Raw genomic sequence first — 26,973 nt, 5'->3', positions numbered from 1 at the left:
ACGAACGAGCGACGAAGGAGTCCGGACCCATGCCGGCAGGCCACGAGCAGTACGTCACCGGTGTCGATCGAGACACCCTGTCCGGCAGGGCCGCCGCAGGCCGCGTCGCCGATCGGGCGCCCCAGAACCCGGGGGAACGCGTGAGCGTCCTTCGCGAGGCGGTGCCCGCCGTTGTGGAGGCGGCGGGCACCGGCCCCGGGAGCCGCGCCGGCCGCCCAGTGCGCCACATCGCCGCCGTCGAGGCGGTCGCCGCGTGAGCGCCGCAGTCGAGTTCGGTCCCGAGGTCGAGGCCGCGATCGCCCAGGTCCGCGACGACGTCGCCCGCCTGCACGGCGAGCTGACCCGCTACGGCCTCGTCGTCTGGACGGGCGGCAACGTCTCGGGTCGTGTGCCCGGCGCCGACCTGTTCGTGATCAAGCCGTCGGGCGTCTCGTACGACGACCTGGCGCCCGAGAACATGATCCTCTGCGACCTCGACGGCAACGTGATCGAGGGCACCCCGGGCGCCGACCGGGCGCCGTCGTCCGACACCGCCGCGCACGCGTACGTGTACCGGAACATGCCGGAGGTCGGCGGGGTCGTGCACACGCACTCGACCTACGCGGTGGCCTGGGCGGCGCGCGGCGAGGAGATCCCGTGCGTGATCACCGCGATGGCCGACGAGTTCGGCGGCCCGATCCCGGTCGGCCCGTTCGCGATCATCGGCGACGACTCGATCGGCCGCGGCATCGTCGAGACCCTGTCGGGCCACCGGTCGCGCGCGGTGCTGATGCGGAACCACGGCCCGTTCACCATCGGCGTGAACGCGAAGGACGCGGTGAAGGCCGCGGTCATGGTGGAGGACGTCGCGCGCACCGTGCACTTCGCTCGCGAGGCGGGGCCGCTGGTCCCGATCCCGCAGGAGGCGATCGACTCGCTCTACGACCGCTACCAGAACGTGTACGGCCAGTCGAGCGACGCGCGACGCGACGACAGCGACGGCGAGAGCAGCGACGCCGCGCCGGCAGAGAACGAAGGGACCACCCGATGACCGACCCCACCACCACCGCCGCGCAGGTCGTCCGTGACGGCCGCACCGCCCTCGGCATCGAGCTCGGCTCGACCCGCATCAAGGCCTGCCTCGTCGACGCCGACGACCCCACCCGCGTGCTCGCCGTGGGCAGCCACGAGTGGGAGAACCGCTACGAGGACCGCGTGTGGACCTACTCGCTCGAGGACGTGTGGGGCGGCCTCCAGGCGGCGTACGCCGACCTCGTGGCCGACCTCCGCCGCCGCTACGACGTCGTGCCCGAGACCTTCGGCGCCATCGGCGTCTCCGCGATGATGCACGGCTACCTCGCGTTCGACGCCGCCGGCGAGCTGCTCGTGCCGTTCCGCACCTGGCGGAACACCTCGACCGGTCCGGCCGCCGCCGAGCTGAGCGAGCGCTTCGGCGTGAACATCCCGCTGCGCTGGTCGATCGCGCACCTGCACCAGGCGATCCTCGACGAGGAGCCGCACGTGCCGCGGATCGACTCGTTCACGACCCTCGCCGGCTACGTGCACTGGAAGCTCACCGGCCGCAACGTGCTCGGCGTCGGCGACGCATCCGGCATGTTCCCCATCGACTCGGCGACGAACGACTACGACGCGGCGCTCGTCGCGAGCTACGACGAACTCGTCGCCGGCCGCGCGCCCCGCGCGCTGGCCGACCTGCTGCCCGAGTCGCTCCCGGCCGGCGCGGCCGCCGGCGAGCTGACCGCCGAGGGCGCGGCGCTCCTCGACCCGACCGGCGCGCTCCGCCCGGGCGTCCCGCTCTGTCCGCCCGAGGGCGACGCCGGCACCGGCATGGTCGCGACGAACTCGGTCGCCCCGCGCACCGGCAACGTCAGCGCCGGCACCAGCATCTTCGCGATGGTCGTGCTCGAGCGCCCGCTCGCGCACGCCCACCACGAGCTCGACCTCGTCACGACCCCCGCCGGCGACCCGGTCGCCATGGTGCACTGCAACAACGGCGCGAGCGAGCTCGCCGCATGGGCGGGCGTGTTCGGCCAGTTCGCCGCGGCCGCGGGGACGCCCCTCGGCTCCGACGCCGTCTTCGAGGCGCTGTTCCGCACCGCGCTCGAGGGCGAGGCCGACGCCGGCGGCCTGCTCGCCTACAACCACCTCGCGGGCGAGCCGATCGCCGGCCTCGACGAGGGTCGCCCGCTCGTCGTGCGCACGCCCGACAGCCGGCTCAACCTGGCGAATTTCGTCCGTGCCCAGCTCTACGGCGTGTACGGCACGCTCGCGCTCGGCATGCGCGTCCTCGCCGGCGAGGGCGTCGAGCTCGACCGCATGTTCGCCCACGGCGGCATGTTCCGCACCGCGGGCGTGGCGCAGCGCTTCCTCGCGGGCGCGCTGGACGCACCCGTCGCGGTCGGCGAGACCGCCTCGGAGGGCGGCGCGTGGGGCATCGCCGTGCTGGCGTCGTACCTCGCGTCGGCCGACGCATCCGACCTCGGCACCTACCTCGACGAGCGCGTCTTCGCCGACGCGGGCTTCGACACCGTCGAGCCCGATGCGGCGGACGTCGCCGGCTTCGCCGCCTACCTCGACCGCTACCGCGCCGGCCTCGCCGCCGAGGCGGCCGCCGTCGAGGCCCTCTGACCGGGCGCCCCGAGCACCCGGCCGACCCCGACCTCATATCACGCACCACCCTCGCCCTGAAGGAGACCCCCATGGCACGCACCCCGCTCACCACCTCGCTCGACCAGTACGAGGTCTGGTTCCTCACCGGGAGCCAGCACCTCTACGGCCCCGAGACCCTGACCCAGGTCGCCGAGCAGTCGAAGGCGATCGCCGAGACGCTCGACGCGGCATCCGACGTGCCCGTGAAGATCGTCTGGCTGCCGGTGCTCACCGACTCCGCCGCCATCAAGCAGGTCGCCCTCGAGGCGAACGCGGCGAAGAACGTCATCGGCGTCGTCGCCTGGATGCACACGTTCAGCCCCGCGAAGATGTGGATCGCCGGCCTCGACGCGCTCCAGAAGCCGCTCGCGCACCTGCACACGCAGGCCAACGTCGAGCTGCCGTGGGCCGACATCGACTTCGACTTCATGAACCTGAACCAGGCCGCGCACGGCGACCGCGAGTTCGGCTACATCCAGACCCGCCTCGGCGTGCCGCGCAAGACGATCGTCGGCCACGCGTCCGACCCGGTCGTGCAGCAGCAGCTCGGCACCTGGCAGCGCGCCGCCGCCGGCCTCGCCGCGTCGCGCGACCTGAAGCTCGCCCGCTTCGGCGACAACATGCGCTTCGTCGCCGTCACGGAGGGCGACAAGACCGAGGCCGAGCTGCGGTTCGGCGTCCAGGTCAACACCTGGGGCGTGAACGAGCTCGCCGAGGCGGTCGCCGCGGCCTCCGAGGCCGAGATCGACCAGCTCGTCGCGGTCTACGAGGACGAGTACGACGTCGTGCCCGAGCTCCGCAAGGGCGGCGAGCGCCACCAGTCGCTGCGCGACGGCGCCGCGATCGAGATCGGCCTGCGCTCGTTCCTCGAGGAGGGCGGCTTCGGCGCCTTCACCACGTCGTTCGAGGACCTCGGCGAGCTCAAGCAGCTCCCGGGCCTCGCGGTGCAGCGCCTCATGGCCGAGGGCTATGGCTTCGGCGCCGAGGGCGACTGGAAGACCGCCGTGCTCGTGCGCATCGCGAACGTCATGGGTGCGGGCCTGCCCGGCGGCGCTTCGCTGATGGAGGACTACACGTACGACATGACCCCGGGCGACGAGCTGATCCTCGGCGCGCACATGCTCGAGGTCTCGCCGTCGCTGAGCTCGGCGAAGCCGACCCTCGAGGTGCACCCGCTCGGCATCGGCGGCAAGGACGACCCGGTGCGCCTGGTCTTCACCGCCGACCCCGGCCCCGCCGTCGTCGTCGCGATGAGCGACATGCGCGACCGGTTCCGCCTCACCGCGAACGTCGTCGAGAACGTGGCGCCGCGCGAGTCGCTGCCGAAGCTGCCCGTCGGCCGTGCCGTCTGGAAGCCGGCGCCCGACTTCCGCACGTCGGCCGCGGCGTGGCTCACCGCCGGTGCCGCCCACCACACGGTCATGTCGACCGCGGTCGGCATCGAGGTGTTCCGCGACTTCGCCGAGATGGCCGAGGTCGAGCTGCTCGTCATCGACGAGGACACCACCCTGCCCGGTTTCAAGCACGAGGTGCGCTGGAACCAGGCCTACTACCGGCTCGCCCAGGGCCTCTGAGCGACGGGCGCGGGGGCGGAGCGACCATGACGACGACGGATGCCTCGGGCCCGGCGGATGCCTCGCCCGGGGCATCCGCCGTGCCCACGATGTTCGACGTCGCCCGCCTCGCGGGCGTGTCGCACCAGACCGTCTCCCGCGTCGTCAACGGGCTCACCGGGGTCGCCGCCTCGACTCGGGAACGCGTCGAGGCGGCGATCGCGGAGCTGAACTACACGCCGTCGCCGGCCGCCCGGGCGATGGCGCGCCGTCGCAGCGGGTCGATCGGCCTCATCCAGGCTGGACGCCCCGACTTCGGGCCCTCCAACGCGGCGCTCGGCTTCAACGAGGCCGCCCGCGACGCCGGGTACACCGTCAGCCAGGCGAGCATGCGCTCGGTCGACGCCGACGCGATCACGCAGGCCGTGCACCGGCTCGTGCTGCAGCGCGTCGAGGCGATCGTCGTCATCTCGGGTGAGCGCGAGGGCGTCGAGGTGCTGCGCGGCATCGACGCCGGCGTGCCCGTGGTCGCCGTGGCCTCCGAGGAGGAGCCGGGCCTGCACCGCGTCTCGATCGACCAGTACGCCGGCGCGCGCCTCGCGACCGAGCACCTGATCGGGCTCGGCCACCGCGAGATCCGGCACGTCACCGGCCCCGCCGACTCGATGGATGCCTCGGAGCGCCGCCGCGGCTGGGCCGACACGATGCGTGCGCAGGGGCTGCACGTCGCCGAGCCGATCTCGGGGGACTGGCTGCCGGCCTCCGGCTACGCGGCCGGCCGGGTGCTGCTCTCCGACCGTGCGGCGACGGCCGTGTTCGTCGCCAATGACCACATGACCCTCGGCCTGCTGCACGCCTGCCGCGAGGCCGGCGTCGCCGTGCCCGACGCGCTGAGCGTCGTCGGCTTCGACGACATCCCCGAGGCGGCGTTCTTCGCCCCGCCGCTCACGACCGTGCGGCAGGACTTCGAGGAACTCGGCCGCGACGTCATGGCGACCGTGCTCGACGTGCTCGGGGCCGGTGCCGGCGCCGGCGGTGCCGGCCTCCCCGACCGCCCCGCCCGGGTGCCCGCGCTCATCCCGCGCGCCTCGACCGCCGCACCGCGCGCGTAGCGCCGCACCTGCCCGGTCGGGCGGCACTCCCGCGGTCGGGCGCGTCGACGTCGTGCCGCCTGACCGCGCGGGTGCCGCCAGACCGGCGCCGCGACCGCTCCTCCCCGGCGGGGTGGGCGGGACGGGTTCCCAGTCCGTTCCGCCGTGCGGGCACCGGGGAGTGCGGGTGCGGCGGCACGGTGGGGGCATGATCGACGCGCTCGACGTCCTCGCCGCGATGCGGCCGACTGGGCTGATTCTCGCGGCGGATCTCCGCCGGGGCGGCCTCCACTCGTCCGGCGTGCGCCGGCTGGTCGGCCTCGGCCGGCTCGTCGAGGTGCGCCGGGGTTGCTACGCGGCCCCCGACCGTTGGGAGGCGGCGACCCCGGACGAACGGTACCGCCTGCGCATCCACGCCGCGGCGATGGCCGGCGACGAGCCGTTCGTCGTGTCGCACCAGTCCGCCGCGGCACTCCACCGGCTGCCCTCGATCGGCCGGTGGCCCGAGGCCGTCCACACCACCGACACGGATGCCACGGGCGGCCGCCGCGGCACCGGGCGCATCGTCCACCGCGCCGGCCCGGAGCCCGAGACCGTGGTCATCGACGGGCTCGTCGTGACGTCGCTCGCCCGCACGCTCGCCGACCTCGCGATCTCGACCCCGATGGCCGGCGCCGTGACGTTCCTCGACGCCGCCCTCCACCGGGTCGCCACATCGCCGGCGGTATCGGCCGGGGCGGTCGGCGAGGCTCGCGGCGCCCGAGCCGAACGCGCCGCGGAGTCGATGCGCGAGGCGATCTCCGCGGAGTTGGCGGCGATCGGCCCCTTCCACGGTCGGAGGCGCGCCGACGCATCCGTCGTGTTCGCGGACCATCGCGCGGAGACACCGGGGGAGTCGCTGAGTCGCGTGCGGATGTTCGAGCTCGGGTTCGAGATCCCCGAGCTTCAGGTGCGGGTCGACGGCGTGCTCGGGTCGTACGCGGTGCTCGACTTCCTCTGGCGGGGCATCCGCCGGCTCGGGGAGTTCGACGGCCGCATGAAGTACACGCGGAGCCGCGAGGTCTCGGGGCTCGAGGCATCCGATGTCGTATACCGCGAGAAGCTGCGGGAGGATGCGCTGCGCCGCAAGGGCTTCTCCGTCACCCGCTGGAATTGGTCCGTCCTCCAGCAGCCGGCCGCCTTCGCCGCGCTCCTCCGGGAGGCCGGCGTGCCCCAGCGCGGGTGAGGCGGCACTCCGTCGCTCGGGCGGCACGACGTCGCCCCGCCCGAGCGACGGAGTGCCGCCCGACCAGCCAGGCCCGGCCCTAACGCCAGTCGGGGAGCTGCTGCAGGGTCCAGCGGTTGCCGTCGGGGTCGGCGAACGTCACGAACCGGCCCCACGCCTGCTCGTCGACCCCCTCGGCCTCCACGCCCTTCGCCCGCAGTTCGGCCAGGGCGGCGTCGGCGTCGGGGATGACCACCTGGATCACGTCGAGGGAACCGGGGGCGAGCGTCGCGCCGAGCCCATCGCCGATGGCGATCGAGCAGGCCGACCCGGGCGGCGTGAGCTGCACGAACCGCAGCTCGGGGGAGACGCGCTGGTCGTGGTCGGCGTTGAACCCGATCTTGACGTAGAAGTCCTTCGCCCGGTCGACGTCGCTGACGGGCACGTGGATGAGTTCGATCTTCCAGTCCATGGTGGGCATCCTCTCGCTTCGGTCACCAGTCTGGCGAGGCATCCGGACGGTTCCTGTCCGCAATGGCGGAGCGGATGCCTCGCGCTGGGAAGATGGGACGCATGGCACTGCACATCACGGGTGAGGCTGCGGCCGACGAGCTCCTGAGCAGCGACGCATTCGCGCTGCTCGTTGGCATGCTCCTCGACCAGCAGGTGGCGATGGAGACGGCGTTCGCCGGCCCCGAGAAGATCCGCGAGCGGCTCGGCAGCATCGAGCCGGGCGCGATCGCGCAGGCCGATCCCGACCGGCTCGTCGACGTGTTCCGGCAGACCCCGGCGGTGCACCGGTACCCCGGGTCGATGGCCGGGCGCGTGCAGGCGCTCGCCGCCGCCGTGAACGACGACTGGGGCGGCGACGCCTCCGCGATCTGGACCCGCGACGAGCCGAACGGCGCCGAGGTGCTGAAGCGCCTGAAGGCCCTGCCCGGATTCGGCGACCAGAAGGCCCGCATCTTCCTCGCGCTGCTCGGCAAGCAGTGCGGCCTCGAGGCCGCGGGATGGCGCGAGGCGGCGGGCGCGTACGGCGAGGCGGGATCGTTCCGCTCGGTCGCCGACATCACCAGCCCCGAGACGCTCGCCAAGGTGCGCGCGACGAAGCAGGCCGCGAAGGCCGCGGCGAAGGCCGCGAAGGGCTGACGGATGCCTCGCCAGGGCGAGGTCCGCGAGGCTGACGCCGGGCGTGCCCGGCGCGCAGCGCGGGCGGGGCGGGCAGGGCAGGCCGGTCGGCGCGTCCGGTCGGGCCGGCCGTGCGTCGACCCGGTACGACGGTAGGGGGAGCGGATGGCTCCGCGGGGGGATGTGCCGCCGGCACGCGATGGGGAGGCTGGGGACATGATCGCCACCACCGCGCCCGAGCCGCCGCTGCCGCCGCTGCCGCCGCTCCCGCCCGAGCCTCCGCTCCCGCCCGAGCCTCCGCTCCCGCCCGAGCCGCCGCTGCCGCCCGCACCCCCTGCCGCCGCACGGGCGAAGCGCCCCGCGTCGCGACGGCTCATCGACGGCGATGCCTGGCCGTCGGCCATCCTCACCTGGTTCGTCGTCGTGGCGGCCTCGGTCGCCCTGTTCGCCGTGTCGGTGCCGCTCGACGCGACGATCTACGGGGTGCACGTCGCGATCGCGTTCGGCATCGCGCTCCTCCAGGCGGGCAGCCTGCCACTCGCGCTCAAGTGGCCGTGGGCCGCCGTCGCCGCGTTCCTGGTCGGCCAGGCCCTGTTCGGCCTGTTCGGTGCGGCGGTGCCGGGTGCGCCGTGGCCGGTGAGCGTGCCGCAGATCATCATCGCGTCGCTCCTCGCGGGCCTCCTCGCCTGGCGCGGGCGCGACCTCGCCGCGCTCGTGCTCTGGGCCGGGTCGATCGCGGTGCCGCTCGGTGCCGCGTTCCTGCCCGACCGTGGCGCGACGCCGGGCGGGGTGGTCGCGAGCCTCGTGACGAGCGCCGCGGTCAGCGCCGTCGTGCTGGGACTCGGCCGGGCCGCCGCCGTGACGCAGCGCCGCTTCGCCGTCGCGCTCGACGAGGAACGGCGGGTGGGCGCGGCCGAGCACGAGCGCCGGCTGGTCGCCGAGGAGCGTACCCGCATCGCCCGCGACCTGCACGACGTGGTGGCGCACCGGATGTCGGTGATCCAGGTGCAGGCGACGAGCGCGCCGTACCGGCTGCCCGGCCTCGACGACGCCGTGGCCGCGGAGTTCGGCGAGATCGCCCAGGCCGCCCGCGACGCGATGAGCGAGATGCGCGAGCTGCTCGCCGTGCTGCGCGACCCCGACGCCGAGGCGCAGACCGCGCCGCAGCCCGGGTTCGACGAGCTCGCCGCACTCGTCGCGAGCGTCCGCCACGCCGGCCTGCCGGTGACCGACCGGATCGACGCCGGGCTCCCCGGCGGCACGGTCGTCGGCCAGGCGGCGTACCGCATCGTGCAGGAGGCGCTGAGCAACGTGCTGCGGCACGCCCCCGGCGCGACGACGACGGTGACGGTCGCGCGCGAGCGCGACGCGGTGGTCGTCGAGGTCATCAACGGTCCGGCGGATGCCTCGCCCGGGGCATCCGGCCCGCTCGACGTGCAGCCCGGCCACGTGCAGCCCGGCCACGGGCTCGTGGGCATGCGCGAGCGCGCGCGGCTCGCGGGCGGCGAGCTCGAAGCCGGGCCGGTCGCCGGCGGCGGCTTCCGCGTGCGCGCCCTGATCCCCGGCACGGCCGCAACCGCGACTCCGCAGGAGGCCCCGTGACGATCACCGTGCTCGTCGCCGACGACCAGGCGATGGTGCGTGCCGGGTTCAGCGCGGTGCTCGACGCGCAGGACGGCATCCGCGTCGTCGGCCAGGCCGCCGACGGCGCCGAGGCGGTGCGCCTCGCGCACGAGCTCCGGCCCGACGTCGTGGTCATGGACGTGCGCATGCCCGGCATGAACGGCATCGAGGCGACCGCCGCCCTGCAGGTGCCGCCGCGGTCGAGCGACTACCGCCCGAAGGTGCTCATGCTCACCACGTTCGACATCGACGAGTACGTGCACGCGGCGCTCCGCGCCGGGGCGAGCGGGTTCCTCCTGAAGGACGCATTGCCCGACGAGGTCGCCCGCGCCGTGCGCGTGATCGCCGCCGGGGAGGCCCTGCTCGCGCCGAGCGTGACCCGCCGGCTCATCGAGGAGGTCGCCCGCCGCGAGCCGGCCCGGGTCGTCGACGACCACCTGCTCGCCGACCTGACGGCGCGCGAGCGCGAGGTGCTCGAGCTCGTGGCGCGCGGCCGCTCGAACCAGGAGATCGCCGGCGACCTCTTCATCGCCGAGCAGACGGTCAAGACGCACGTGAGCAAGATCCTCCAGAAGCTCGGGCTGCGCGACCGCGTGCACGCCGTCGTGTTCGCGTACGACACCGGGCTCGTGCGGCCGGGTGCCTGACCGGCGCGGCGTCGGCCCGGGCGCGGCGCCGGCCCGGGCGCGGCGCCGCCCCCGCGCCGGACCCCCTACCGGCGTAGGGGCCGGGAACCGCTCGCCGGGGTGATGCCCCGCCGGGTACCGCGTTCCTAGCCTGCCGGGGCGGGCGGAGACGCCGCCCGGGCAGGAGCCTCCAGTGACCACCATCGATCGGATCGCCCCGCGCACGACGGCGCCGACCCGCTCCGCCCACCGGATGCCCCGGGCCGCGTCCGAGCGGCCGGCCACGGCGAACGCCGCCCGCGACGCCGGCATCGACGCCGCCCGCGCCGCCTGCCTCGTCGTCGTGTTCGCCCTGCACGCCATGATGGTCGGCGTGAGCGTCGGCCCCGACGGCCCGGTGCTCGAGAACGCGATGACCGGCTGGGGCGGGTTCGCCGCGGCGACCTGGTTGGTGCAGGTCATGCCCCTCTTCTTCGTCATCGGCGGCTTCGCCGGCCGCACCGCGTGGCTGCGTCATCGCGAGCGCGGCGGCACGGCGGCCGGGTTCGTGCGGCGCCGGCTGGAACGGCTCGTGCGCCCGGCGATCGTGCTCGTCGCCGTGGTCGGCGCCGCCCTCGGCCTGCTCGCGCTCGCCGGCGTCCCGCCCGAGATCGTCGCGACGGCCGGGCACCGCATCGGCCAGCCGCTGTGGTTCCTCGCGGTCTACCTCGGCTGCTCGGCGCTCGTGCCGGCGATGTCGTGGCTGCACGGGCGCCTGCCGGTCGCGGCGCCGGCCCTGCTCGCCGCGGCCGTCGTCGCGGTCGACGCGCTGCGCGGCGCGTCCGGCGTCGACGCGATCGGCTTCCTGAACCTCGCGTTCGTCTGGCTCCTCATGCAGCAGCTCGGCTTCCTCCTCGCCGACGGCACGATCGACCGGATGCCCCGCGCCCGGCGCCTGCTCGTCGCCGCGGGCGCCCTCGGGGTGCTGGCGCTCGCCGTGGCATCCGGCGCGTACTCGCCCGACCTCCTCGAAAACCTGAACCCGCCGACGGCGGCGCTCGTGCTGCTCGGCGTCACCCAGCTCATGCTGTTCTCGCTCGTGCGGGGCCGGCTGCGGCGGTGGGCCGAGCGTCCGCGCCCGGCGCGGCTCGTCGACCGGTTCGGCGAGTGGGGGATGACCCTCTACCTCTGGCACCTGCCGGCGTTCGTCGGGCTGGCGGGCCTGCTGCTCGTCGCGCACGAGGTCGCCGGGCTCTCGCTGCCGGTGCCGCTCACGGGGGACTGGTGGGCGACGCGGCCGGTGTGGCTCGTGGTCGCGGCCGTCGCGACGGGGCTGCTGGTCGCACGGTTCGCGCGGTACGAGCGCGGGCGGGGCGGCACCGGGTCGTCGTTGGGGGCCCAGTCGGTGCGGGGCATCCGATCGGCGTGGGGCATCCGCTGGGTGCGGGGCATCCGCGTTCCCGCGTGGCTCGGCGCGCTCGCCGCGATCGCCGGCGTCGGCGTCGCGCTCGTGGTGGGCTTCGGCCCGATCCCTGCGCTCGTGTCGGTCGCCCTGCTCGCGGTCGCGCTCGCCGCCGCTGCCGAGCCGTCCGCCGTCGAGCCGCAGGCCGTCGAGCCGCCCGCCGTCGTGCCGCCCGCCGCGGGGGCGCGGGCGGCCGCCGCGCGGGCCTAGCCGACGAGGAAGCCGGCGATCACGAGCGCCAGGGCGTGCGGGTCCCAGCGGTGGTCGGATGCCTCGATGTCGCGCCGCTCGGCGTGCACGAGGTTCGCCACGATCGAGTCCGCGGCGGCGCCCATGAGGTCGGGCGAGCCGGAGCCGACGAGGGCGAGGGTGGGCTGGTCGACGTCGGCCCAGAGCTCGCGGCGGGGCGCGGACTGCGTCCAGGCGAGCGACTCGGCGTCGGCCTCGAGGCTGGGCCCGAGCCGGGTCAGCGCCGGCCACTCGGGGCTCGCCTTCGCCGCGGCCAGCCACTCGGGCGGCATGTCGCGCATGAAGTAGGAGATGGTCGCGTCGCCGTCGCGGGCGTCGATGTGCTCGCGGAGTCCGGCGAGGAAGTCGGCGCCCTCGGTGCCCAGCTCGCGGTCGAGCGGCACCTCGAAGAGCACGAGCTTCGAGATCGGCAGGCCCTGGGCCGCGGCGGCGAGGGCGATGGCCCCGCCGGAGGAGTTGCCGAACAGGGCGACCCGGTCGTCGGCGCCCTCGGTGATGAGGTCGGTGAGGGCGCGCAGGTCGTCGATGGTGTTCGCGAGCGTGATCGGGGGGTCGGCCGGGCTGTCGCCGCGGCCGCGCCGGTCGTAGTGCACGACGTCGAAGCCGTGGCCCGCGAGCTGGTGCGCGAGCTCGCGGGTGGCGGCGTCGCCGGCGCGCTGCTGCATGGCTCCGGCGACGAGCACGACGGGCGGCCCGGAGCCCTCGCGCTCGTACCCGATGCGGGTGCCGTCGGCGCTGGTCACGTAGTCGGTCATCGTCGCCCCCTGCCTGCCAGCGTAGGCCGATCGGATGCCCCGCGGCAGGGGGCGGAGCGACACGCGCGCGGGGGCGCGGCGATGTCGGTGGGTGGTGGCAGCATGGGGGTCACAACACCAGATGTAGGGGTCGGGTGGGGTCGGGCCCCCTAGGTGTCGTTCGCGACACGCCAGGGCGTCCGTCCACAGGAGAACTTCCGAAGTTGTTCCACCACTGTGGAGAACCCACTCGGCCACCGCAGGAATCCGCGGGTCACCGGGGCATCCGGCTGGGGATGGATCGTGGATGAACCTGTGGAAAACTACACGAATGTAACTACAGCATCTTGGGGTCGTTCAGTTCGGTGAACACAAGATGTAGTATTGAAGACACCAAGCAACACCGGGGGAACGGCTCCTCCAGGAGCCAGAATCGACGAGGGGAACTCATGACGGTCACGGTCTACACCAAGCCTTCCTGCGTGCAGTGCAACGCCACCTACCGCGCCCTCGACAGCAAGGGCATCGAATACGAGGTGGTCGACCTCACGCTGGAGGAGACCGCGCTCGCGCAGGTCAAGGAGCTCGGCTACCAGCAGGCTCCGGTCGTCATCACCGACGAAGACCACTGGTCGGGCTTCCGCCCCGACAAGATCGCCGAGCTGGCCTCGCGCCTGGCGTAGATCCGATCCCGACCGGGGGGCCCGATGCGGCCGCGGACGGCTGCTCGACCACCGGTCACCGAAAGCCCGTGACATCCGTCTGACGGAGTGATGATGACGAACCTCGTCTACTTCTCGAGCGTCTCGGGGAACACGCACCGCTTCGTCGAGAAGCTGGGTCGCCCGGCGACCCGCATCCCGCTGTTCACGCGCGACGAACCGCTCCAGGCCGACGAGCCGTACGTGCTCATCGTGCCGACCTACGGCGGCGGCGACGGCAAGGGCGCCGTGCCGAAGCAGGTCATCCGGTTCCTCAACGACGAGGGGAACCGCGCACTCCTCCGCGGCGTCATCAGCGCCGGCAACACCAACTTCGGCACCGCCTTCGGCCTGGCCGGCGACATCATCGCCGCCAAGACGGGCGTGCCACACCTGTATCGATTCGAAGTATTCGGAACACCCGACGACGTCAAGGTCGTCACCGAGGGATTGGACGCATTTTGGCGAACGCAACGACAACTGACGGCGTGACCTTGATCGAGGCACCGCGGAAGAGCAGCAGCGGCATGGACTACCACTCCCTGAACGCGATGCTCAACCTGTACGACGCCGACGGGAAGATCCAGTTCGACAAGGACCGCGAGGCGGCGCGCGAGTACTTCCTCCAGCACGTCAACCAGAACACGGTCTTCTTCCACTCCCTCAAGGAGCGGCTCGACTACCTCGTCGAGAAGGAGTACTACGAGCAGGCCGTGCTCGACCAGTACCCGTTCGAGTTCATCCAGAAGCTCAACGACCTCGCCTACTCGAAGAAGTTCCGCTTCGAGACCTTCCTCGGCGCGTTCAAGTACTACACGAGCTACACGCTGAAGACCTTCGACGGCAAGCGCTACCTCGAGCGCTTCGAGGACCGCGTCGTCATGACCGCCCTCGGCCTCGCGCAGGGCGACGAGCAGCTCGCGATCGACCTCGTCGAGGAGATCATCGCCGGCCGCTTCCAGCCCGCCACCCCGACCTTCCTCAACACGGGCAAGGCCCAGCGCGGCGAGCTCGTCTCCTGCTTCCTCCTCCGCATCGAGGACAACATGGAGTCGATCGCGCGCGGCATCAACTCGGCGCTGCAGCTCTCGAAGCGCGGCGGCGGCGTGGCGCTGCTCCTCTCGAACATCCGCGAGTCGGGTGCCCCGATCAAGCAGATCGAGAACCAGTCCAGCGGCATCATCCCCGTGATGAAGCTCCTCGAGGACTCGTTCAGCTACGCGAACCAGCTCGGCGCGCGCCAGGGCGCGGGTGCCGTGTACCTGTCGGCGCACCACCCCGACATCATGCGGTTCCTCGACACCAAGCGCGAGAACGCCGACGAGAAGATCCGCATCAAGACGCTGTCCCTCGGCGTCGTCGTGCCCGACATCACGTTCGAGCTCGCGAAGAACAACGAGGACATGTACCTCTTCTCCCCGTACGACGTCGAGCGCGTCTACGGCAAGCCGTTCGGCGACGTCTCGATCACCGAGAACTACCGCGCCATGGTCGACGACCCGCGCATCAAGAAGACGAAGATCAACGCGCGCGAGTTCTTCCAGACGCTCGCCGAGATCCAGTTCGAGTCGGGCTACCCCTACATCGTGTTCGAGGACACGGTGAACGCGGCGAACCCGATCAAGGGCCGCATCAACATGTCGAACCTGTGCAGCGAGATCCTGCAGGTGAACACGCCGACGACGTACAACGAAGACCTGTCGTACGACCAGATCGGCAAGGACATCTCCTGCAACCTGGGCTCGCTGAACATCGCCCTCACGATGGACGCGCCCGACTTCGGCAAGACCGTCGAGACCGCGATCCGCGGCCTCACGTCGGTGTCGAACCAGAGCCACATCACGTCGGTGCGCTCGATCGAGGACGGCAACGACAAGTCGCACGCCATCGGCCTCGGCCAGATGAACCTGCACGGCTACCTCGCCCGCGAGCGCATCTTCTACGGCTCGGAGGAGGGTGTCGACTTCACGAACATCTACTTCTACACCGTGCTGTTCCACGCGCTGCGCGCCTCGAACCGCATCTCGATCGAGCGCGGCGAGGTCTTCGACGGCTTCGCCGACTCGAAGTACGCGTCGGGCGAGTTCTTCGACAAGTACACGGATGCCCCGTGGGTGCCGGCGACCGCGAAGGTCACGCAGCTCTTCGCCGACGCGAACGTGCACATCCCGACGCAGCAGGACTGGCTCGAGCTGAAGGCCTCCATCCAGGAGCACGGCATCTACAACCAGAACCTGCAGGCGGTGCCGCCGACCGGCTCGATCTCGTACATCAACAACTCGACGGCCTCGATCCACCCGATCGCGTCGAAGATCGAGATCCGCAAAGAAGGCAAGCTCGGCCGCGTCTACTACCCGGCCGCGTTCATGACGAACGACAACCTGGAGTACTACCAGGACGCGTATGAGATCGGCTACGAGAAGGTCATCGACACCTACGCCGCCGCGACGCAGCACGTCGACCAGGGCCTCTCGCTGACCCTCTTCTTCAAGGACACCGCGACGACGCGCGACATCAACAAGGCGCAGATCTACGCGTGGAAGAAGGGCATCAAGACCATCTACTACATCCGCCTGCGGCAGATGGCGCTCGAGGGCACGGAGCTCGACATGTGCGTCTCGTGCACGCTTTGATGGTCTGATCAGGGATTCTAGGAACAGGAAAAGACGGATGACCCTCACCGACCCCGTGAACGCGGCGAGCAACGACCCCGCCCACACCGGCGGCAAGCTGAAGCTGATCAGCCACGTCAACGCGATCAACTGGAACCGCATCCAGGACGACAAGGACCTCGAGGTCTGGAACCGCCTGGTGAACAACTTCTGGCTGCCCGAGAAGGTGCCGCTGTCGAACGACATCCAGTCGTGGAACACGCTCACGCCCCAGGAGCAGACGCTCACGATGCGGGTGTTCACCGGTCTCACGCTCCTCGACACCATCCAGGGCACCGTCGGCGCGGTCTCGCTCATCCCCGACTCGCTGACCCCCCACGAGGAGGCGGTGTACACCAACATCGCGTTCATGGAGTCGGTGCACGCGAAGAGCTACTCGTCGATCTTCTCGACGCTGTGCTCGACGAAGGAGATCGACGACGCGTTCCGCTGGAGCGTCGAGAACGAGAACCTGCAGCGCAAGGCCGAGATCGTCATGGAGTACTACCGTGGCGACTCGCCGCTGAAGCGCAAGGTCGCCTCGACGCTGCTCGAGTCCTTCCTGTTCTACTCGGGCTTCTACCTGCCCATGTACTGGTCGTCGCGGGCGAAGCTCACCAACACCGCCGACCTGATCCGCCTCATCATCCGCGACGAGGCCGTGCACGGCTACTACATCGGCTACAAGTTCCAGCGTGGACTCGAGCTGATCACCGAGGCCGAGCGCGAGGAGCTGAAGGACTACACGTTCTCGCTGCTGTACGAGCTCTACGACAACGAGGTGCAGTACACGCAGGACCTCTACGACGAGGTCGGCCTCACCGAGGACGTCAAGAAGTTCCTGCACTACAACGCGAACAAGGCCCTCATGAACCTCGGCTACGAGCCGATGTTTCCCAAGACGGTCACCGACGTGAACCCCGCCATCCTCTCGGCGCTCTCCCCGAACGCGGACGAGAACCACGACTTCTTCTCGGGGTCTGGTTCGTCGTACGTGATCGGCAAGGCGGTCAACACCGAGGACGAGGACTGGGACTTCTGATCGTGGCGTCGGCAGAGGGAGCCAACGATTTCTCGAACCATGAAACCAAGCGACTCGCTGACTACGACTTCGGCGAGCTCGCGGCGGAGAGCGACAAGAAACTCTTTGACTACTTCGTCGTGACTCCGATCGCCGAGACTGTGGTGAAGAAGAATATCGGTCTTGTTCTGGGGCGAAAGGGCTCGGGCAAGACAGCGCTATTTCGTCAGGCGGAAGAGCTGCTTGGTCGCTTCGGGCGGTCAAACGTCAGCGTCATACGTCTGAACATGGACGACCTCGCGTGGGCCGCGTTCACCGATTTCAAGAAGCTCGGGCTCTCGGTCGAACATGCTGCAACCGTCGCGTGGCAACTGGCGCTGCTTCTGCAACTGTCCGCGCACATAGCCGCGGCGCCCGCTTCGCGTTGGTCGGCCGCTGCCTCGCGCGACGCCCAAATTCTGCGGGCATTCGTCAAGGACAACTTCGGGGAAATAACCCCGGACCTAACCAAGAGCTCAAAGCTCATTGGGCAAGTTCAGTCACTGAAGGTCGGTGCGTTCGGCGCCTCCATTGAGTCCTCATTTTCGAAGGATGCCTCGAGCCGGGAACTTGCTCCAGCTCTTACCGAAGCGATTTCGGGCCATTTGGTCGCGCCGCTCAAAGACTCGGCTTGGCTCATTGTGTTGGATCAGCTCGATGAATCCTGGGATGGGTCGGATGAGAAGCGTGAGCTGCTTGTTGGGCTTCTCAAGGCTGTAAAGCGTATTAATGATGATTTCGGTTGGGACGACGACCCGCTCCGTGGCGTTCGTGCCATCGCCTTCCTGCGGACCGATATTCACGACACGCTTTCGTTCGACGATAAAGACAAACATCGGGGTAGTCGCCTCGAGATTAAGTGGACGCACGAACAGTTGCGCGAAATGGTGCAGAACCGTATCGGCGAAGACGGCCTTGAATCATTGTTTGAGTCGCGTACGAGTCAGAGGAAGGGGCGCATTCCTAAGGGCTCGTTCAACTACTTGGCAAGCAGAACTTTCATGCGTCCCCGGGACTTGATTCAGTTCCTGATTGAAATCCAGAACGCATTTCCCGACGAGACGGTGATCGGCAAGCGTGTTGTTGTTGACTCCGAGCAAACCTATAGCCGAGACAAGGTTGACGACCTTGGAAACGAGTATCGCAAGGCGGCGCCCTGGGTGGATCCGGCGCTTTCGGCGTTGAAGCAAGGACCCAACAAGTTTGAATCCCGCGCCGACCTGGAGGCACACTTGGCGAAGAAGATCTCCGCTGAGCAGCTCGCGGGCCTCGCCATTGGCGACGTCCATAACCTGGTTGACTGGATGATCGAGACGAGCATTCTCGGCGCCGCATTGCGGAAGACTGCAACGGAGACGATTCGGTTTCGTTGCGAGGGCGATTCCGTCTCCCTCGAGGGTGACAGTACGGCTTGGGTTCACCCCGGGCTATTCCTAGGACTCGCGCTCTACGAGCCGAGAACCTCACGTGCGGCGTGATCGCGTTTCGACATGACCTCTCGGCGCTTTCCCCGAACGCGGACGAGAACCACGACTTCTTCTCGGGGTCGGGTTCGTCGTACGTGATCGGCAAGGCGGTCAACACCGAGGACGAGGACTGGGACTTCTAGGAGGTTCCCGACTCGACGACGAAGGGGCGGATGCTGCGGCATCCGCCCCTTCGTCGTCCTCCACCGTCGGCGATCAGTTGGTGAGGAAGAGCACGCTGATGAGCATGGCGATGATGAACGTGCTGAACGCGAACCCGACGTACGTCTGCCCGGTGACGACGGAACGCGCACGGGTCGTGAGGATGCTGACGTCCGAGGACGAGAACGTCGTCGCGAGCTGGGCGGCGAGGTAGTAGTAGTCGGCGAAGACGGGTTGGGCGCCCTGTTTGCCGGGGAATTCCAGGGACTCCTCCTGCGTGTTCAATCGCGCGTAGTGCACCGCGTACGCGGTGACGGTGACCAGCCACGCGGTGATGACGACCGCGAAGCTCAAGGCGTTCGCGAGCGGACTGTCCAGCAGGCCCGGAAGCACCAGCACGAGGGCGACGGCGACGACCGCGATGATCGCCCACTGGGCGGCGCTGGCGGGGATGGCGAGGCTGCGGCTCGGTGAGTTCGTTGCGGCGAGCCAGGCTCTGAGCGTCCCGGCATCCGCGTTGCCGAAGGTGACCTGCGTGAGGATCAGGAATCCCAAGGAGTACGCGATCCAGAACACGAAGACGGTGAGGGCGACCGCGTCGACCGAGAACGGAAGGGGCGCGAACAGCGCGTACCCGACGAGGGCGATGACGGAGACCACGGCGGCGACGGCGAGGGAGACGAGATTCCGCGTCCCCTCCCGGGCCAGGAGTGGTGTGGGTCGAGCATCCGACGCCATGACCGCATGCTAGCGAGGTGCTCGGCCAACGCCCAGATCCGGGGCGTTGGATGAAGGACGCACCGCCCGAGGACCGGCGGAGCAGAGGGAGCACACGATGGATCGGATGCGGGCACTCGTCCACGACGAATTCGGAGACCCGGCAGAGGTCCTGTCGGTGCGGGAGGTCCCGGTGCCGGAACCCGGGCCCGGGCAGGTGCGCGTGCGGTTGGTGCTCTCACCGATCCACAACCACGACCTCTGGACCGTGCGCGGAACCTACGGCTACAAGCCCGAGCTGCCCGCCACCGGCGGCACCGAGGCGCTCGGCGTCGTCGACGCGTTGGGCGAGGGCGTGCAGCATCTCTCGGTCGGCCAGCGGGTCGTCACCGGCGGCACCCCCGGCGTCTGGGCGGAGTACTTCCTCGCACCGGCAGCCGCACTCATCCCACTGCCCGACGGCGTTCCCGACCAGGTCGCCGCGCAGGTCGTGGCGATGCCGTTCAGCGCGGTCAGCCTGCTCGACTCGCTCGGCCTCGAGCCCGGTGACTGGCTGGTGCAGAACGCCGCGAACGGCGCCGTCGGGCGGCTGCTCGCCCAGCTCGGGCCCGCACGCGGCGTCAACGTCGTCGGGCTCGTGCGCCGCGGCGCGGGCGTCGACGAGCTCGCCGGGCAGGGCATCGGGAACATCGTCGCCACCGACGACGAGGGGTGGCGCGAGCGCGTCGCCGAGATCACCGGCGGGGCGCCGATCCGCGTCGGGGTCGACGCGGTCGGCGGTGTCGCGAGTGGTCAGGTGCTCTCGCTGCTGGCCGAGAACGGCACGCTCGTGGTGTTCGGCGCCATGGCCTCGCCGATCATGGAGATCCCCTCGGGTGACGTGATCTTCAAGCAGGCCACGGTCAAGGGATTCTGGGGTAGCCGCGTCAGCGCGACCATGGCGCCCGAGGAGCGCGCGCGCCTGATGGGCGAGGTCTTCACGCGCCTCCGCGACGGCGCCATCACGCTGCCGGTCGAGGCTGTCTACGGGTTCGATGAGATCGCTGTGGCGAGCCGTGCGAACTTCGACGCCGGGCGCATCGGCAAGGTCATGCTGCGGCCCTGAGGCTCCGGCCCGCGTCGCGTGGAGTCGCGACGCGTGGACTACAGCTCCGTTCGGCCACTGCCCAGGCCCGGGCCCCGGTCGACGTCGGACTGCACCTCGCGGATACCCTTCGCCGCATCCGCGTCGAGCCTGTCAACTGGGGCGCTGCGCCGAACGAACCGATTCCACAGGCCCACGCCGACTGCGGCAAGCACGATGACCGCGGCCAGAACGACCCACGAGACGACGTCCATCCCGCCCTCCGATCCGCCGGACGACACACCTGCCGAGAGGCTCGAGTCGCACCGTACACCTCGCGGAGTCCGGCCGACAGTGCCGGGATCCAACCCAGCCCGCGTATATCCCCAGGCGTCCTCAGGCGTAGGCGAGCGAGACCGCGCCGAGCGGTGACACGGTCAGACTTTCGCCGCGGGCTCCCGCGGCGGGTTGAACATGAATTCGAGGCGGATGCCGTTGTCGTCCTCGACGAACGACGCGTAGTAGCGGTCGTTGAAGCGCGGGTAGGGCTTCGGGTCGCGCACGGCCGTCCAGCCGGCGTCGAGTGCGATCGCGTGCAGGCGGTCGACGTCGTCGCGCGAGTCGACGGCGAAGGCGAGATGCTGCCAACCGACGCGGCCGTGGCGGTGCGGGCCGGTGCCGGGCTCGCGGGCGGGGAACAGGATCAGCTCCTCGGGGCCCCTCGACCAGGACACGCCGGTGTCGGCGTCGAGCCGGGTGCAGCCGAGGGCCGACATCACGGGGTCGAACTGGGCGACGGAACGGGGGATGTCCTCGACGCTGATGCCGAGGTGATCGAAGAGCGCCATCGCGCCATCCTATGGAGCAGGCGTCGGCTCGGACCATCCGATTCGCACGGGACATCCGTTCTCGCGGGTCCGAGGCGAAACGAGTGGTCCCGGCAACGGCAGAGGGCCGGATGCCTCGTGGCATCCGGCCCTCGCGAGGGGCCCGCCGATCAGACCGCCGCGGTGATGACGAACTCGACGAGGTAGTCGGGGGTGGCGAGCTTCGCCTCGACCGTGGCGCGGGCGGGCGGGTTCGCGGGGTCGACCCACGCGTCCCAGACCGAGTTCATCTCGCCGAAGGTGGCGATGTCGGCGAGGTAGATCGTGACGCTGAGCAGCTTCGACTTGTCGCTGCCGACGGTCGCGAGGAGCTCGTCGACGCGCTGCAGGACGGCGCGACTCTGCTCCTCGACGGAGGCGCCCTCGGCGACCTGACCGGCGAGGTAGACCGTGTCGCCGTGGACGACCGCGTGGCTCATGCGGGGGCCGGGCTGGATGCGCTGGATGGTCACGGAGTGCTCCTCTTGCAGGGGGTGGGGATGCTGCCCAGGGTACCGGGCAGGCAGCGCGACACCGTCCGTGTGACGCCGGGGTCGGATGCGCCCCGGCTCACCGCCAGCCGAGCGCGGGCGCGACGTGCGTCAGGATCGCGTCGAGCACGTGCGCGTTGTAGTCCACACCCAACTGGTTGGGCACAGTCAGCAGCAGGGTGTCGGCCGCGGCGATCGCCTCGTCCTCGCGCAGCTGCTCGATGAGGGCATCCGGCTCGGCCGCGTAGCTCCGGCCGAACACGGCGCGGTAGTCGTCGATGACGCCGAACTGGTCGGACTCGTCGCGCTGGCCGCCGCCGAAGTACGCGCGATCCATGTCGTTCACCAGGGCGAAGATCGACCGGCTCACCGAGACGCGCGGCTCGCGCTCGTGCCCGGCCTCCGCCCAGGCGGCGCGGAACGCGTCGATCTGCTTGCGCTGCTGCACGTGGAAGGGCTCGCCCGACTCGTCCTCCTTCAGGGTCGAGCTCATCAGGTTCATGCCCTGCTCCGCCGCCCACACGGCCGTCGAATCCGAGCCCGCGCCCCACCAGATGCGGTCGCGGAGCCCCGGCGACAGCGGCTGGATGCCGAGCGGCCCCGGGTGCGGGTTCGCGAACATCGGCCGGGGGTTCGGCTCCGCGAAGCGGGCGCCCTCGATGACGTTCAGGAACACCGTCGTGTTGTTGCGGGCCACGTCGGCCATCGTCGAGCCCTCCGGCGCGTCGTAGCCGAAGTAGCGGTAGCCGTCGATGACGGACTCGGGTGACCCCCGCGAGACGCCGAGTTGGAGCCGGCCGCCGGCGATGAGGTCGGCCGCGCCGGCGTCCTCGGCCATGTAGAGCGGGTTCTCGTACCGCATGTCGATCACGCCCGTGCCGAGTTCGATGCGGCTCGTCTTCGCGCCGGCGGCGGCGAGCAGCGGGAACGGGCTCGCGAGCTGGTTCGCGTAGTGGTGCACGCGGAAGTAGGCGCCGTCGGCGCCGAGCTCCTCCGCGGCGACCGCGAGGTCGATCGACTGGAGCAGCACGTCCGACGCGGTCCGCGTCTTCGAGCCGGGGGAGTTCGACCAGTGGCCGAACGACAGGAATCCGATGCGCTTCACGATGACCTCCAACGTCGGTGGCCGTGGAACATTCCGTTGCCGGACGCACGGTCCCGGCACCCAGCCTGCCACCGATGCGCTGTGCGACAGTGAAGTCATGGATCCGCTGCTGAAGAAGCTCAACGTGTCCGCCCCGGTCATCCGCGTGTTCGATGCGCCGGATTCGTTCCGCGAGCACGTCGCCGGGGTCGACGGCGCGAGCCTCGACGAGTCGCGCGCCGGGCTCGATTCGGTGAACTGGGTGCTCGGCTTCGCGCAGACCCAGGCGCAGGTGGATGCCTTCGCGGAGTCGGTCGCCGCGCGCACGACCGGCGACGCCGTGGTCTGGATCGCCTACCCGAAGGCATCGTCGAAGCGGTACCGGTGCGAGTTCAACCGCGACACGGGATGGTTCAGCATGGGGGCGGCCGGGTTCGAGCCCGTTCGGCAGGTCGCCGTGGACGAGGACTGGTCGGCGCTCCGCTTCCGCCGGGTCGAGTACATCAAGAACCTCACTCGCCGGTTCTCGGTGACCGAGGAGGGCAAGCGCCGGCAGGGCGGCGGGGCGTGAGCCCCGAGCCGACCGGCCGTGAGCCCACCGGCCGCGAACCCACCGGCCGCGCCGGCGAGCCAACGGCCGCCGACCGCGCGTCGTACGTCGAGATCCTCGTGCAGCAGGCCATCCGCCGGGGCGACTTCGACGACCTGCCCGGCGCGGGCAAGCCGCTCGAGGGGCTCGGCGGCACCGACCCGGACTGGTGGATCCGCCGGAAGATCGAGCGGGAGCAGCTCACCGGCCTCGGCCCGCCGGCGCTGCTGCTCCGCGTGGAAGCGGCGGGCCTCGACGACCGACTCGACGGGATGCACCGCGAACAGGACGTGCGCGACGCGCTCGCCGACTTCAACGCCCGCGTCGTCGCGGCGCGCCGCCAACTGCTCGGCGGTCCGCCGGTCGTGACGCCGACGCGCGACGTCGATGCGGAGGTCGCGGCGTGGCGCGACCGGCGCGATGCGCGGACGCGGGCGCTGGCCGAGGAGGGAGCGCGCCGCCGCGCGGCCGAGGAGGCGGAACGTCGTCGGCGGCGCTGGTGGCGTCGCGGCTGAGCCCCGCCCGGCACCCGACGCGCGTACGATTGAAGCGTCATGAGCGGCATCCCCCATGCGCGGATCGTGACGATCTCGCTCGCGGCGTCGGCCGCGGTGACGTTCGCCGGATGCACCGCCGCCTCGTCGCCGGTCGGCGGAAGTCCGCTGCCGGTCGAGGACGACCCGGTCCGACTCGATCCTGACCGATTCACCGCCGACATCGACCACCCCTACTGGCCGATGAAGCCGGGCACGCGCTGGACCTACCGGGAGACCGACCCCGACGGCGATCTCACCGTCGTGGTGACGGTCACCTCGGAGACGCGCATGATCGCCAACGGCATCGAGGCGCGCGTCGTGCGCGACGCCGTCTGGCGCGGCGACGAACTCGTGGAGGACACGTTCGACTGGTACGCACAGGACTCCGCCGGAACGGTCTGGTACCTCGGCGAGGACACGGCCGAGTTCGAGGACGGCGCCGTCGTCTCGCGGGAGGGGAGCTTCGAGTCAGGGGTCGATGGCGCCCTTCCCGGGATCATCCTGCCCGCCCATCCCCGCCCGGGTATGGAGTATCGGCAGGAGTACCTGGAAGGCGAGGCCGAGGACCAGGGCGCCGTGCTCGGCACGGAGGAACTCGTCGAGGTGCCGTACGGTGCGTTCGACGGTGCCCTCCTGACCCGCGACACGACCCCGCTCGAGCCCACCGTGGAGGAGCTCAAGTTCTACGCCCCCGAGGTCGGACCGGTGCTGACCGTGAGCGTCTCCGGCGGGTCGGGTCGCGAGGAGCTGCTCTCGGTCACCACGGTGCCCGACGGCACCGCGACCGGCCCGCTCGGATCGCCGGACTGACCGGTCACGAAGCGCTGCTGACGGGCCGAGCGCGCCGGCGGCATCTGCCGACGAACGAAGGGTGGATGCCCCGAGGCATCCACCCTTCGCCGTTCCTCACCGGGGCGTGCGCGCGGGGATCAGCCGCAGCTCCTGGCGTCGACCGACACCTCGACGGAGTCCGTCGCGCCGGAGGCATCCGTCGCCGTGGCCGTCACGGTCGCGTGGCCGGCCGGCAGCGCGGCGAGCCGGGTCGCGAACGACGCGCTCGTCGAGACGCCGGCGGCGAGCGCCGCGACCTGCTTCGACCCGTACGCCGTCTCGACGCGCACGTCGACCGCGTCATCCGACGCGTTCGTCGCGGTGACGACCAGCACCGCCTTGCCGGCGACGCAGCGGCTGGTCGCGACCGCCGTGACCTCGACGCCGCCGCCGATGCGCTGCGGGGCGATGCTCGTGAGCGTCGGCTGCACCGCCTGGAACAACCCGTTCGCGCCGATCGTCAGCTTGTCGATCGTCGTCTCGCGGTGGGTGCCGTCGCCGTTCGGCATGGCGAAGCGGTGGTAGGCGATGAACCAGTCGTCGGTGCCGGGCACGTTGATGATCGAGCTGTGCCCGGTGCCCTTGATGCCGAGCGAGAGGTCCTTCTGCAGGATCACGCCGCGGTACGTCCACGGGCCGGTGACGCTCGTCGACGTGGCGTAGCCGACGCGGTAGTTCTCCGAGCCGGTGTCGTCGATCGAATACGTCAGGTGGTACAGCCCGTCGCGGTAGTTCACGAACGTGCCCTCGCGGAACGAGGTGAGCCCGCTGATCGCGGCGATCGTGCCGGGCTTCAGCGCCAGCATGTCGTCGCTCAGCTCGGCGTAGACGGGGCTGCCGTTGCCCCAGAAGAGGTAGTACTTTCCGGTCACCGGGTCCTGGAATGCGGCCGGGTCGATCGCCTGACCGGAGGTGACGGCCTCGTTGTTCAGGATCATCGCGGCCGGTTGCGCCGTGAAGGGCCCCTCCGGGCTGTCGGCGACGGCCACGCCGATCGTCTTGCGGTTGAGCGCCGCGTTGTGGCCGCTGAAGTAGAAGTAGTACTTGCCGCCGCGTTCGATGATGGTCGGCGCCCACGCGTTGCCCGTCGCCCACGGCACGTTGCCGTTCGCGCCGTCGAGGGTGAGGAACGGCTGCGCGGAGCGCGTCCAGTTCACGAGGTCGGCCGACTTCCACACGTAGAAGTCCTTGCCGCCCCAGCCGGCGGTGCCGTCGGTGGTCGCGTAGAGGTAGTACGTGTCACCGAAGACCGCGATGTTCGGGTCGGCGTACAGGCCCGGCAGCACCGGGCTGTGCACGACCTGCGCCGAGAGCGTCCAGGTCGCGGTCGCGCCGCCCGGTGCCGTCAGCGTGTAGGTCACCGGCGAGCGGAGGTCGACCGTCGAGCCGGACGCGGGGGAGACGGTGACGCCCGCGGCTGCGGTGAAGGTCGGCGCGAGCGCCGAAACATCCGTGCCGGGCTTCACCGGCAGGACCGCGGTGCGGGCTGCACCGGTGACGATCGGCGCGAGCTTCAGCACCGACGCGTCGGCGAGCGACACGTCGATGAGCTGGTCGGTCGCCCCCGCGTTGGTGAGCACCTCGGAGGCGGTCAGTGCCCGGTCGAACACCTGCACGTCGTCGAACGAGCCGGAGAAGAACTCGTCGGCCGCGTACAGCGACTTGCCCAGGTACCCGAGCAGGTTCGAGCCGAGGCCCGCCACGGTCGTGCTGAGCGCGGCGTTCTCGCCGAGCTTCGCGCCGTCGACGTAGACGGTCATCTTCGTGCCGTCGAACACCAGGTCGTAGTGGTGCCAGGCGCCGCTCGTCACGCTGCCGGTGACGGCCGACTCGTTCTGCCACGAGGCCTGGGTGATCGCGCTGCGCACGTCGCCGCCGCGGACGCGCAGGAAATAGTACCGATTCGAGTCGGTGCCGAAGGCGAAGGTGAAGAAGTTGCCGCTCGTCTTCTGGCTCTTCACGTCCATCGACACGGTCATGGCGCTGCGGCCGTCGAAGAAGCCCTGCGGGAACGCCGCGAACCCGTTCGCGGAGCCGTCGAGGCGGAGCACCTTGCCTCGGTCCGCGTCGGTCACCACGGCGGCGGTGCCCGACGCGGTCAGGTCGGCGGTGCCGACGCCGTCGTGCAGGGTGCCGTCGTCGAACGCGTACGACGCGATCGGCTGGGGCGGCGGTGCGTCGGCGGCCGCGGCGGGCAGCGCCACCAGGGTCGAGGCCAGCGCGGCGCCGGCGATGACGGATGCCACGGCGGTACGCCGGGCCCTCGAGCGATGCCGCGACGGGCGGCGGGTGGGATCGCTGGGTACGGAAGAGCGCATCATCGGTCCTTCGGTTCAGTCGGTTCGGTTCGGTTCGGTCGTGGTGCGGGTCGTTCGGATCGTCGGTTCGTTCCGATCGTCGTTCGGTCGTCGGTTCGGTCGGGCCCCCTCCCGTTCGGTCCGAGATGCGGAAGGCGCCG

The 26,973-nt window shown here is 70.8% G+C and carries 27 protein-coding genes and 1 pseudogene; 20 read left to right on the top strand and 8 right to left on the bottom strand.

Features of this window, described 5'->3' with window-relative positions; translation table 11 throughout:
* The first annotated feature begins 29 nt into the window (after positions 1-29).
* The 6 genes from ACGGZK_RS00390 (at position 30) to ACGGZK_RS00365 (ending at position 6,518) form a co-directional block, all read left to right on the top strand.
* Complete coding sequence (locus ACGGZK_RS00390) at positions 30-257, top strand: hypothetical protein (protein WP_395244297.1); 228 nt, start codon at positions 30-32, stop codon at positions 255-257.
* Positions 254-1,030, top strand: coding sequence for an L-ribulose-5-phosphate 4-epimerase (locus tag ACGGZK_RS00385; protein ID WP_395244296.1), 777 nt, complete (start codon positions 254-256; stop codon positions 1,028-1,030). Before ACGGZK_RS00390 ends, ACGGZK_RS00385 begins: the two co-directional genes overlap by 4 nt.
* Entirely contained in the window at positions 1,027-2,628 is a 1,602-nt protein-coding gene (locus tag ACGGZK_RS00380) for a xylulokinase (protein ID WP_395244295.1), read from the top strand. The genes ACGGZK_RS00385 and ACGGZK_RS00380 overlap by 4 nt, the downstream gene beginning before the upstream one ends.
* A 71-nt stretch (positions 2,629-2,699) precedes the next feature.
* Positions 2,700-4,223, top strand: coding sequence for an L-arabinose isomerase (gene araA / locus ACGGZK_RS00375; RefSeq protein ID WP_395244294.1), 1,524 nt, complete (start codon positions 2,700-2,702; stop codon positions 4,221-4,223).
* A gap of 26 nt (positions 4,224-4,249) precedes the next feature.
* The gene (locus tag ACGGZK_RS00370) at positions 4,250-5,314 is read left to right on the top strand and encodes a substrate-binding domain-containing protein (protein ID WP_395244293.1); all 1,065 of its coding nucleotides are present in this window, start codon (positions 4,250-4,252) and stop codon (positions 5,312-5,314) included.
* A 187-nt stretch (positions 5,315-5,501) separates the two neighbouring features.
* On the top strand, positions 5,502-6,518 hold the full coding sequence (locus ACGGZK_RS00365; protein WP_395244292.1) for a hypothetical protein: 1,017 nt from the start codon (positions 5,502-5,504) through the stop codon (positions 6,516-6,518).
* Positions 6,519-6,597: 79 nt separating this feature from the next.
* On the opposite strand, the gene ACGGZK_RS00360 is transcribed toward ACGGZK_RS00365, so the two are convergent.
* Entirely contained in the window at positions 6,598-6,969 is a 372-nt protein-coding gene (locus ACGGZK_RS00360; RefSeq protein WP_395244291.1) for a VOC family protein, read from the bottom strand.
* 92 nt (positions 6,970-7,061) lie between these two features.
* Between ACGGZK_RS00360 and ACGGZK_RS00355 the strand changes: the two genes are divergently transcribed.
* The 4 genes from ACGGZK_RS00355 to ACGGZK_RS00340 all read left to right on the top strand — a co-directional run bounded on the left by ACGGZK_RS00355 (position 7,062) and on the right by ACGGZK_RS00340 (position 11,525).
* Complete coding sequence (locus tag ACGGZK_RS00355; RefSeq protein WP_395244290.1) at positions 7,062-7,646, top strand: HhH-GPD-type base excision DNA repair protein; 585 nt, start codon at positions 7,062-7,064, stop codon at positions 7,644-7,646.
* A 195-nt stretch (positions 7,647-7,841) separates the two neighbouring features.
* Positions 7,842-9,227, top strand: coding sequence for a sensor histidine kinase (locus ACGGZK_RS00350; RefSeq protein ID WP_395244289.1), 1,386 nt, complete (start codon positions 7,842-7,844; stop codon positions 9,225-9,227).
* Positions 9,224-9,895 (top strand): response regulator, encoded by a 672-nt coding sequence (locus tag ACGGZK_RS00345; protein WP_395244288.1) that lies wholly within the window; start codon positions 9,224-9,226, stop codon positions 9,893-9,895. The genes ACGGZK_RS00350 and ACGGZK_RS00345 overlap by 4 nt, the downstream gene beginning before the upstream one ends.
* A gap of 172 nt (positions 9,896-10,067) precedes the next feature.
* Positions 10,068-11,525 (top strand): acyltransferase, encoded by a 1,458-nt coding sequence (locus ACGGZK_RS00340; RefSeq protein WP_395244287.1) that lies wholly within the window; start codon positions 10,068-10,070, stop codon positions 11,523-11,525.
* On the opposite strand, the gene ACGGZK_RS00335 is transcribed toward ACGGZK_RS00340, so the two are convergent.
* Complete coding sequence (locus ACGGZK_RS00335; protein ID WP_395244286.1) at positions 11,522-12,319, bottom strand: alpha/beta fold hydrolase; 798 nt, start codon at positions 12,317-12,319, stop codon at positions 11,522-11,524. The two genes, ACGGZK_RS00340 and ACGGZK_RS00335, sit on opposite strands and share 4 nt — an antisense overlap.
* A 428-nt stretch (positions 12,320-12,747) precedes the next feature.
* Here ACGGZK_RS00335 and nrdH point away from each other — a divergent pair, with 428 nt between their 5' ends.
* The 6 genes and pseudogenes from nrdH to ACGGZK_RS00305 all read left to right on the top strand — a co-directional run.
* Positions 12,748-12,981 (top strand): glutaredoxin-like protein NrdH, encoded by a 234-nt coding sequence (gene nrdH / locus ACGGZK_RS00330; protein WP_121478006.1) that lies wholly within the window; start codon positions 12,748-12,750, stop codon positions 12,979-12,981.
* A 93-nt stretch (positions 12,982-13,074) separates the two neighbouring features.
* The gene (gene nrdI, locus ACGGZK_RS00325; protein ID WP_395244285.1) at positions 13,075-13,491 is read left to right on the top strand and encodes a class Ib ribonucleoside-diphosphate reductase assembly flavoprotein NrdI; all 417 of its coding nucleotides are present in this window, start codon (positions 13,075-13,077) and stop codon (positions 13,489-13,491) included.
* Between the two features lie 35 nt (positions 13,492-13,526).
* Positions 13,527-15,632, top strand: a complete 2,106-nt coding sequence (nrdE, locus tag ACGGZK_RS00320) for a class 1b ribonucleoside-diphosphate reductase subunit alpha (RefSeq protein WP_395244284.1) — start codon at positions 13,527-13,529, stop codon at positions 15,630-15,632.
* 37 nt (positions 15,633-15,669) lie between these two features.
* Complete coding sequence (nrdF, locus tag ACGGZK_RS00315) at positions 15,670-16,692, top strand: class 1b ribonucleoside-diphosphate reductase subunit beta (RefSeq protein ID WP_395244283.1); 1,023 nt, start codon at positions 15,670-15,672, stop codon at positions 16,690-16,692.
* 2 nt (positions 16,693-16,694) lie between these two features.
* A complete protein-coding gene (locus ACGGZK_RS00310) occupies positions 16,695-18,188 on the top strand; it encodes a P-loop ATPase, Sll1717 family (protein WP_395244282.1) in 1,494 nt (497 codons plus the stop codon).
* A gap of 17 nt (positions 18,189-18,205) precedes the next feature.
* Positions 18,206-18,319: pseudogene (locus ACGGZK_RS00305) on the top strand (ribonucleotide-diphosphate reductase subunit beta); the annotation flags it as partial.
* A 73-nt stretch (positions 18,320-18,392) separates the two neighbouring features.
* On the opposite strand, the gene ACGGZK_RS00300 reads toward ACGGZK_RS00305, so the two are convergent.
* Complete coding sequence (locus tag ACGGZK_RS00300; protein ID WP_395244281.1) at positions 18,393-19,076, bottom strand: DUF1345 domain-containing protein; 684 nt, start codon at positions 19,074-19,076, stop codon at positions 18,393-18,395.
* Between the two features lie 106 nt (positions 19,077-19,182).
* Here ACGGZK_RS00300 and ACGGZK_RS00295 point away from each other — a divergent pair, with 106 nt between their 5' ends.
* Positions 19,183-20,160 (top strand): zinc-binding dehydrogenase, encoded by a 978-nt coding sequence (locus ACGGZK_RS00295; RefSeq protein WP_395244280.1) that lies wholly within the window; start codon positions 19,183-19,185, stop codon positions 20,158-20,160.
* 38 nt (positions 20,161-20,198) lie between these two features.
* Here ACGGZK_RS00295 and ACGGZK_RS00290 read toward each other — a convergent pair whose 3' ends face one another.
* The 4 genes from ACGGZK_RS00290 to ACGGZK_RS00275 form a co-directional block, all read right to left on the bottom strand.
* The gene (locus ACGGZK_RS00290) at positions 20,199-20,393 is read right to left on the bottom strand and encodes a hypothetical protein (protein ID WP_395244279.1); all 195 of its coding nucleotides are present in this window, start codon (positions 20,391-20,393) and stop codon (positions 20,199-20,201) included.
* A gap of 162 nt (positions 20,394-20,555) precedes the next feature.
* A complete protein-coding gene (locus ACGGZK_RS00285; RefSeq protein ID WP_395244278.1) occupies positions 20,556-20,966 on the bottom strand; it encodes a VOC family protein in 411 nt (136 codons plus the stop codon).
* A 149-nt stretch (positions 20,967-21,115) separates the two neighbouring features.
* Positions 21,116-21,457: a RidA family protein gene (locus ACGGZK_RS00280; RefSeq protein WP_395244277.1), complete on the bottom strand. Its 342-nt coding sequence runs from the start codon at positions 21,455-21,457 to the stop codon at positions 21,116-21,118.
* A 97-nt stretch (positions 21,458-21,554) separates the two neighbouring features.
* A complete protein-coding gene (locus ACGGZK_RS00275) occupies positions 21,555-22,580 on the bottom strand; it encodes an LLM class flavin-dependent oxidoreductase (protein WP_395244276.1) in 1,026 nt (341 codons plus the stop codon).
* 97 nt (positions 22,581-22,677) lie between these two features.
* On the opposite strand from ACGGZK_RS00275, the gene ACGGZK_RS00270 reads away from it, so the two are divergent.
* The 3 genes from ACGGZK_RS00270 to ACGGZK_RS00260 are packed head-to-tail and all read left to right on the top strand — an operon-like array spanning position 22,678 to position 24,494.
* Entirely contained in the window at positions 22,678-23,130 is a 453-nt protein-coding gene (locus tag ACGGZK_RS00270) for a hypothetical protein (RefSeq protein ID WP_395244275.1), read from the top strand.
* Complete coding sequence (locus tag ACGGZK_RS00265) at positions 23,127-23,663, top strand: DUF1992 domain-containing protein (RefSeq protein WP_395244274.1); 537 nt, start codon at positions 23,127-23,129, stop codon at positions 23,661-23,663. The genes ACGGZK_RS00270 and ACGGZK_RS00265 overlap by 4 nt, the downstream gene beginning before the upstream one ends.
* 39 nt (positions 23,664-23,702) lie before the next feature.
* Complete coding sequence (locus ACGGZK_RS00260) at positions 23,703-24,494, top strand: hypothetical protein (protein ID WP_395244273.1); 792 nt, start codon at positions 23,703-23,705, stop codon at positions 24,492-24,494.
* A gap of 119 nt (positions 24,495-24,613) precedes the next feature.
* Here the strand turns inward: ACGGZK_RS00260 and ACGGZK_RS00255 are convergent, their stop codons facing one another.
* Entirely contained in the window at positions 24,614-26,761 is a 2,148-nt protein-coding gene (locus ACGGZK_RS00255; protein WP_395244272.1) for a family 43 glycosylhydrolase, read from the bottom strand.
* Positions 26,762-26,973: the final 212 nt, after the last annotated feature.

The organism is Agromyces sp. MMS24-K17 (assembly GCF_043950245.1).
Lineage (GTDB): Bacteria > Actinomycetota > Actinomycetes > Actinomycetales > Microbacteriaceae > Agromyces.
This window is presented reverse-complemented; position numbering and strand designations above follow the sequence as displayed.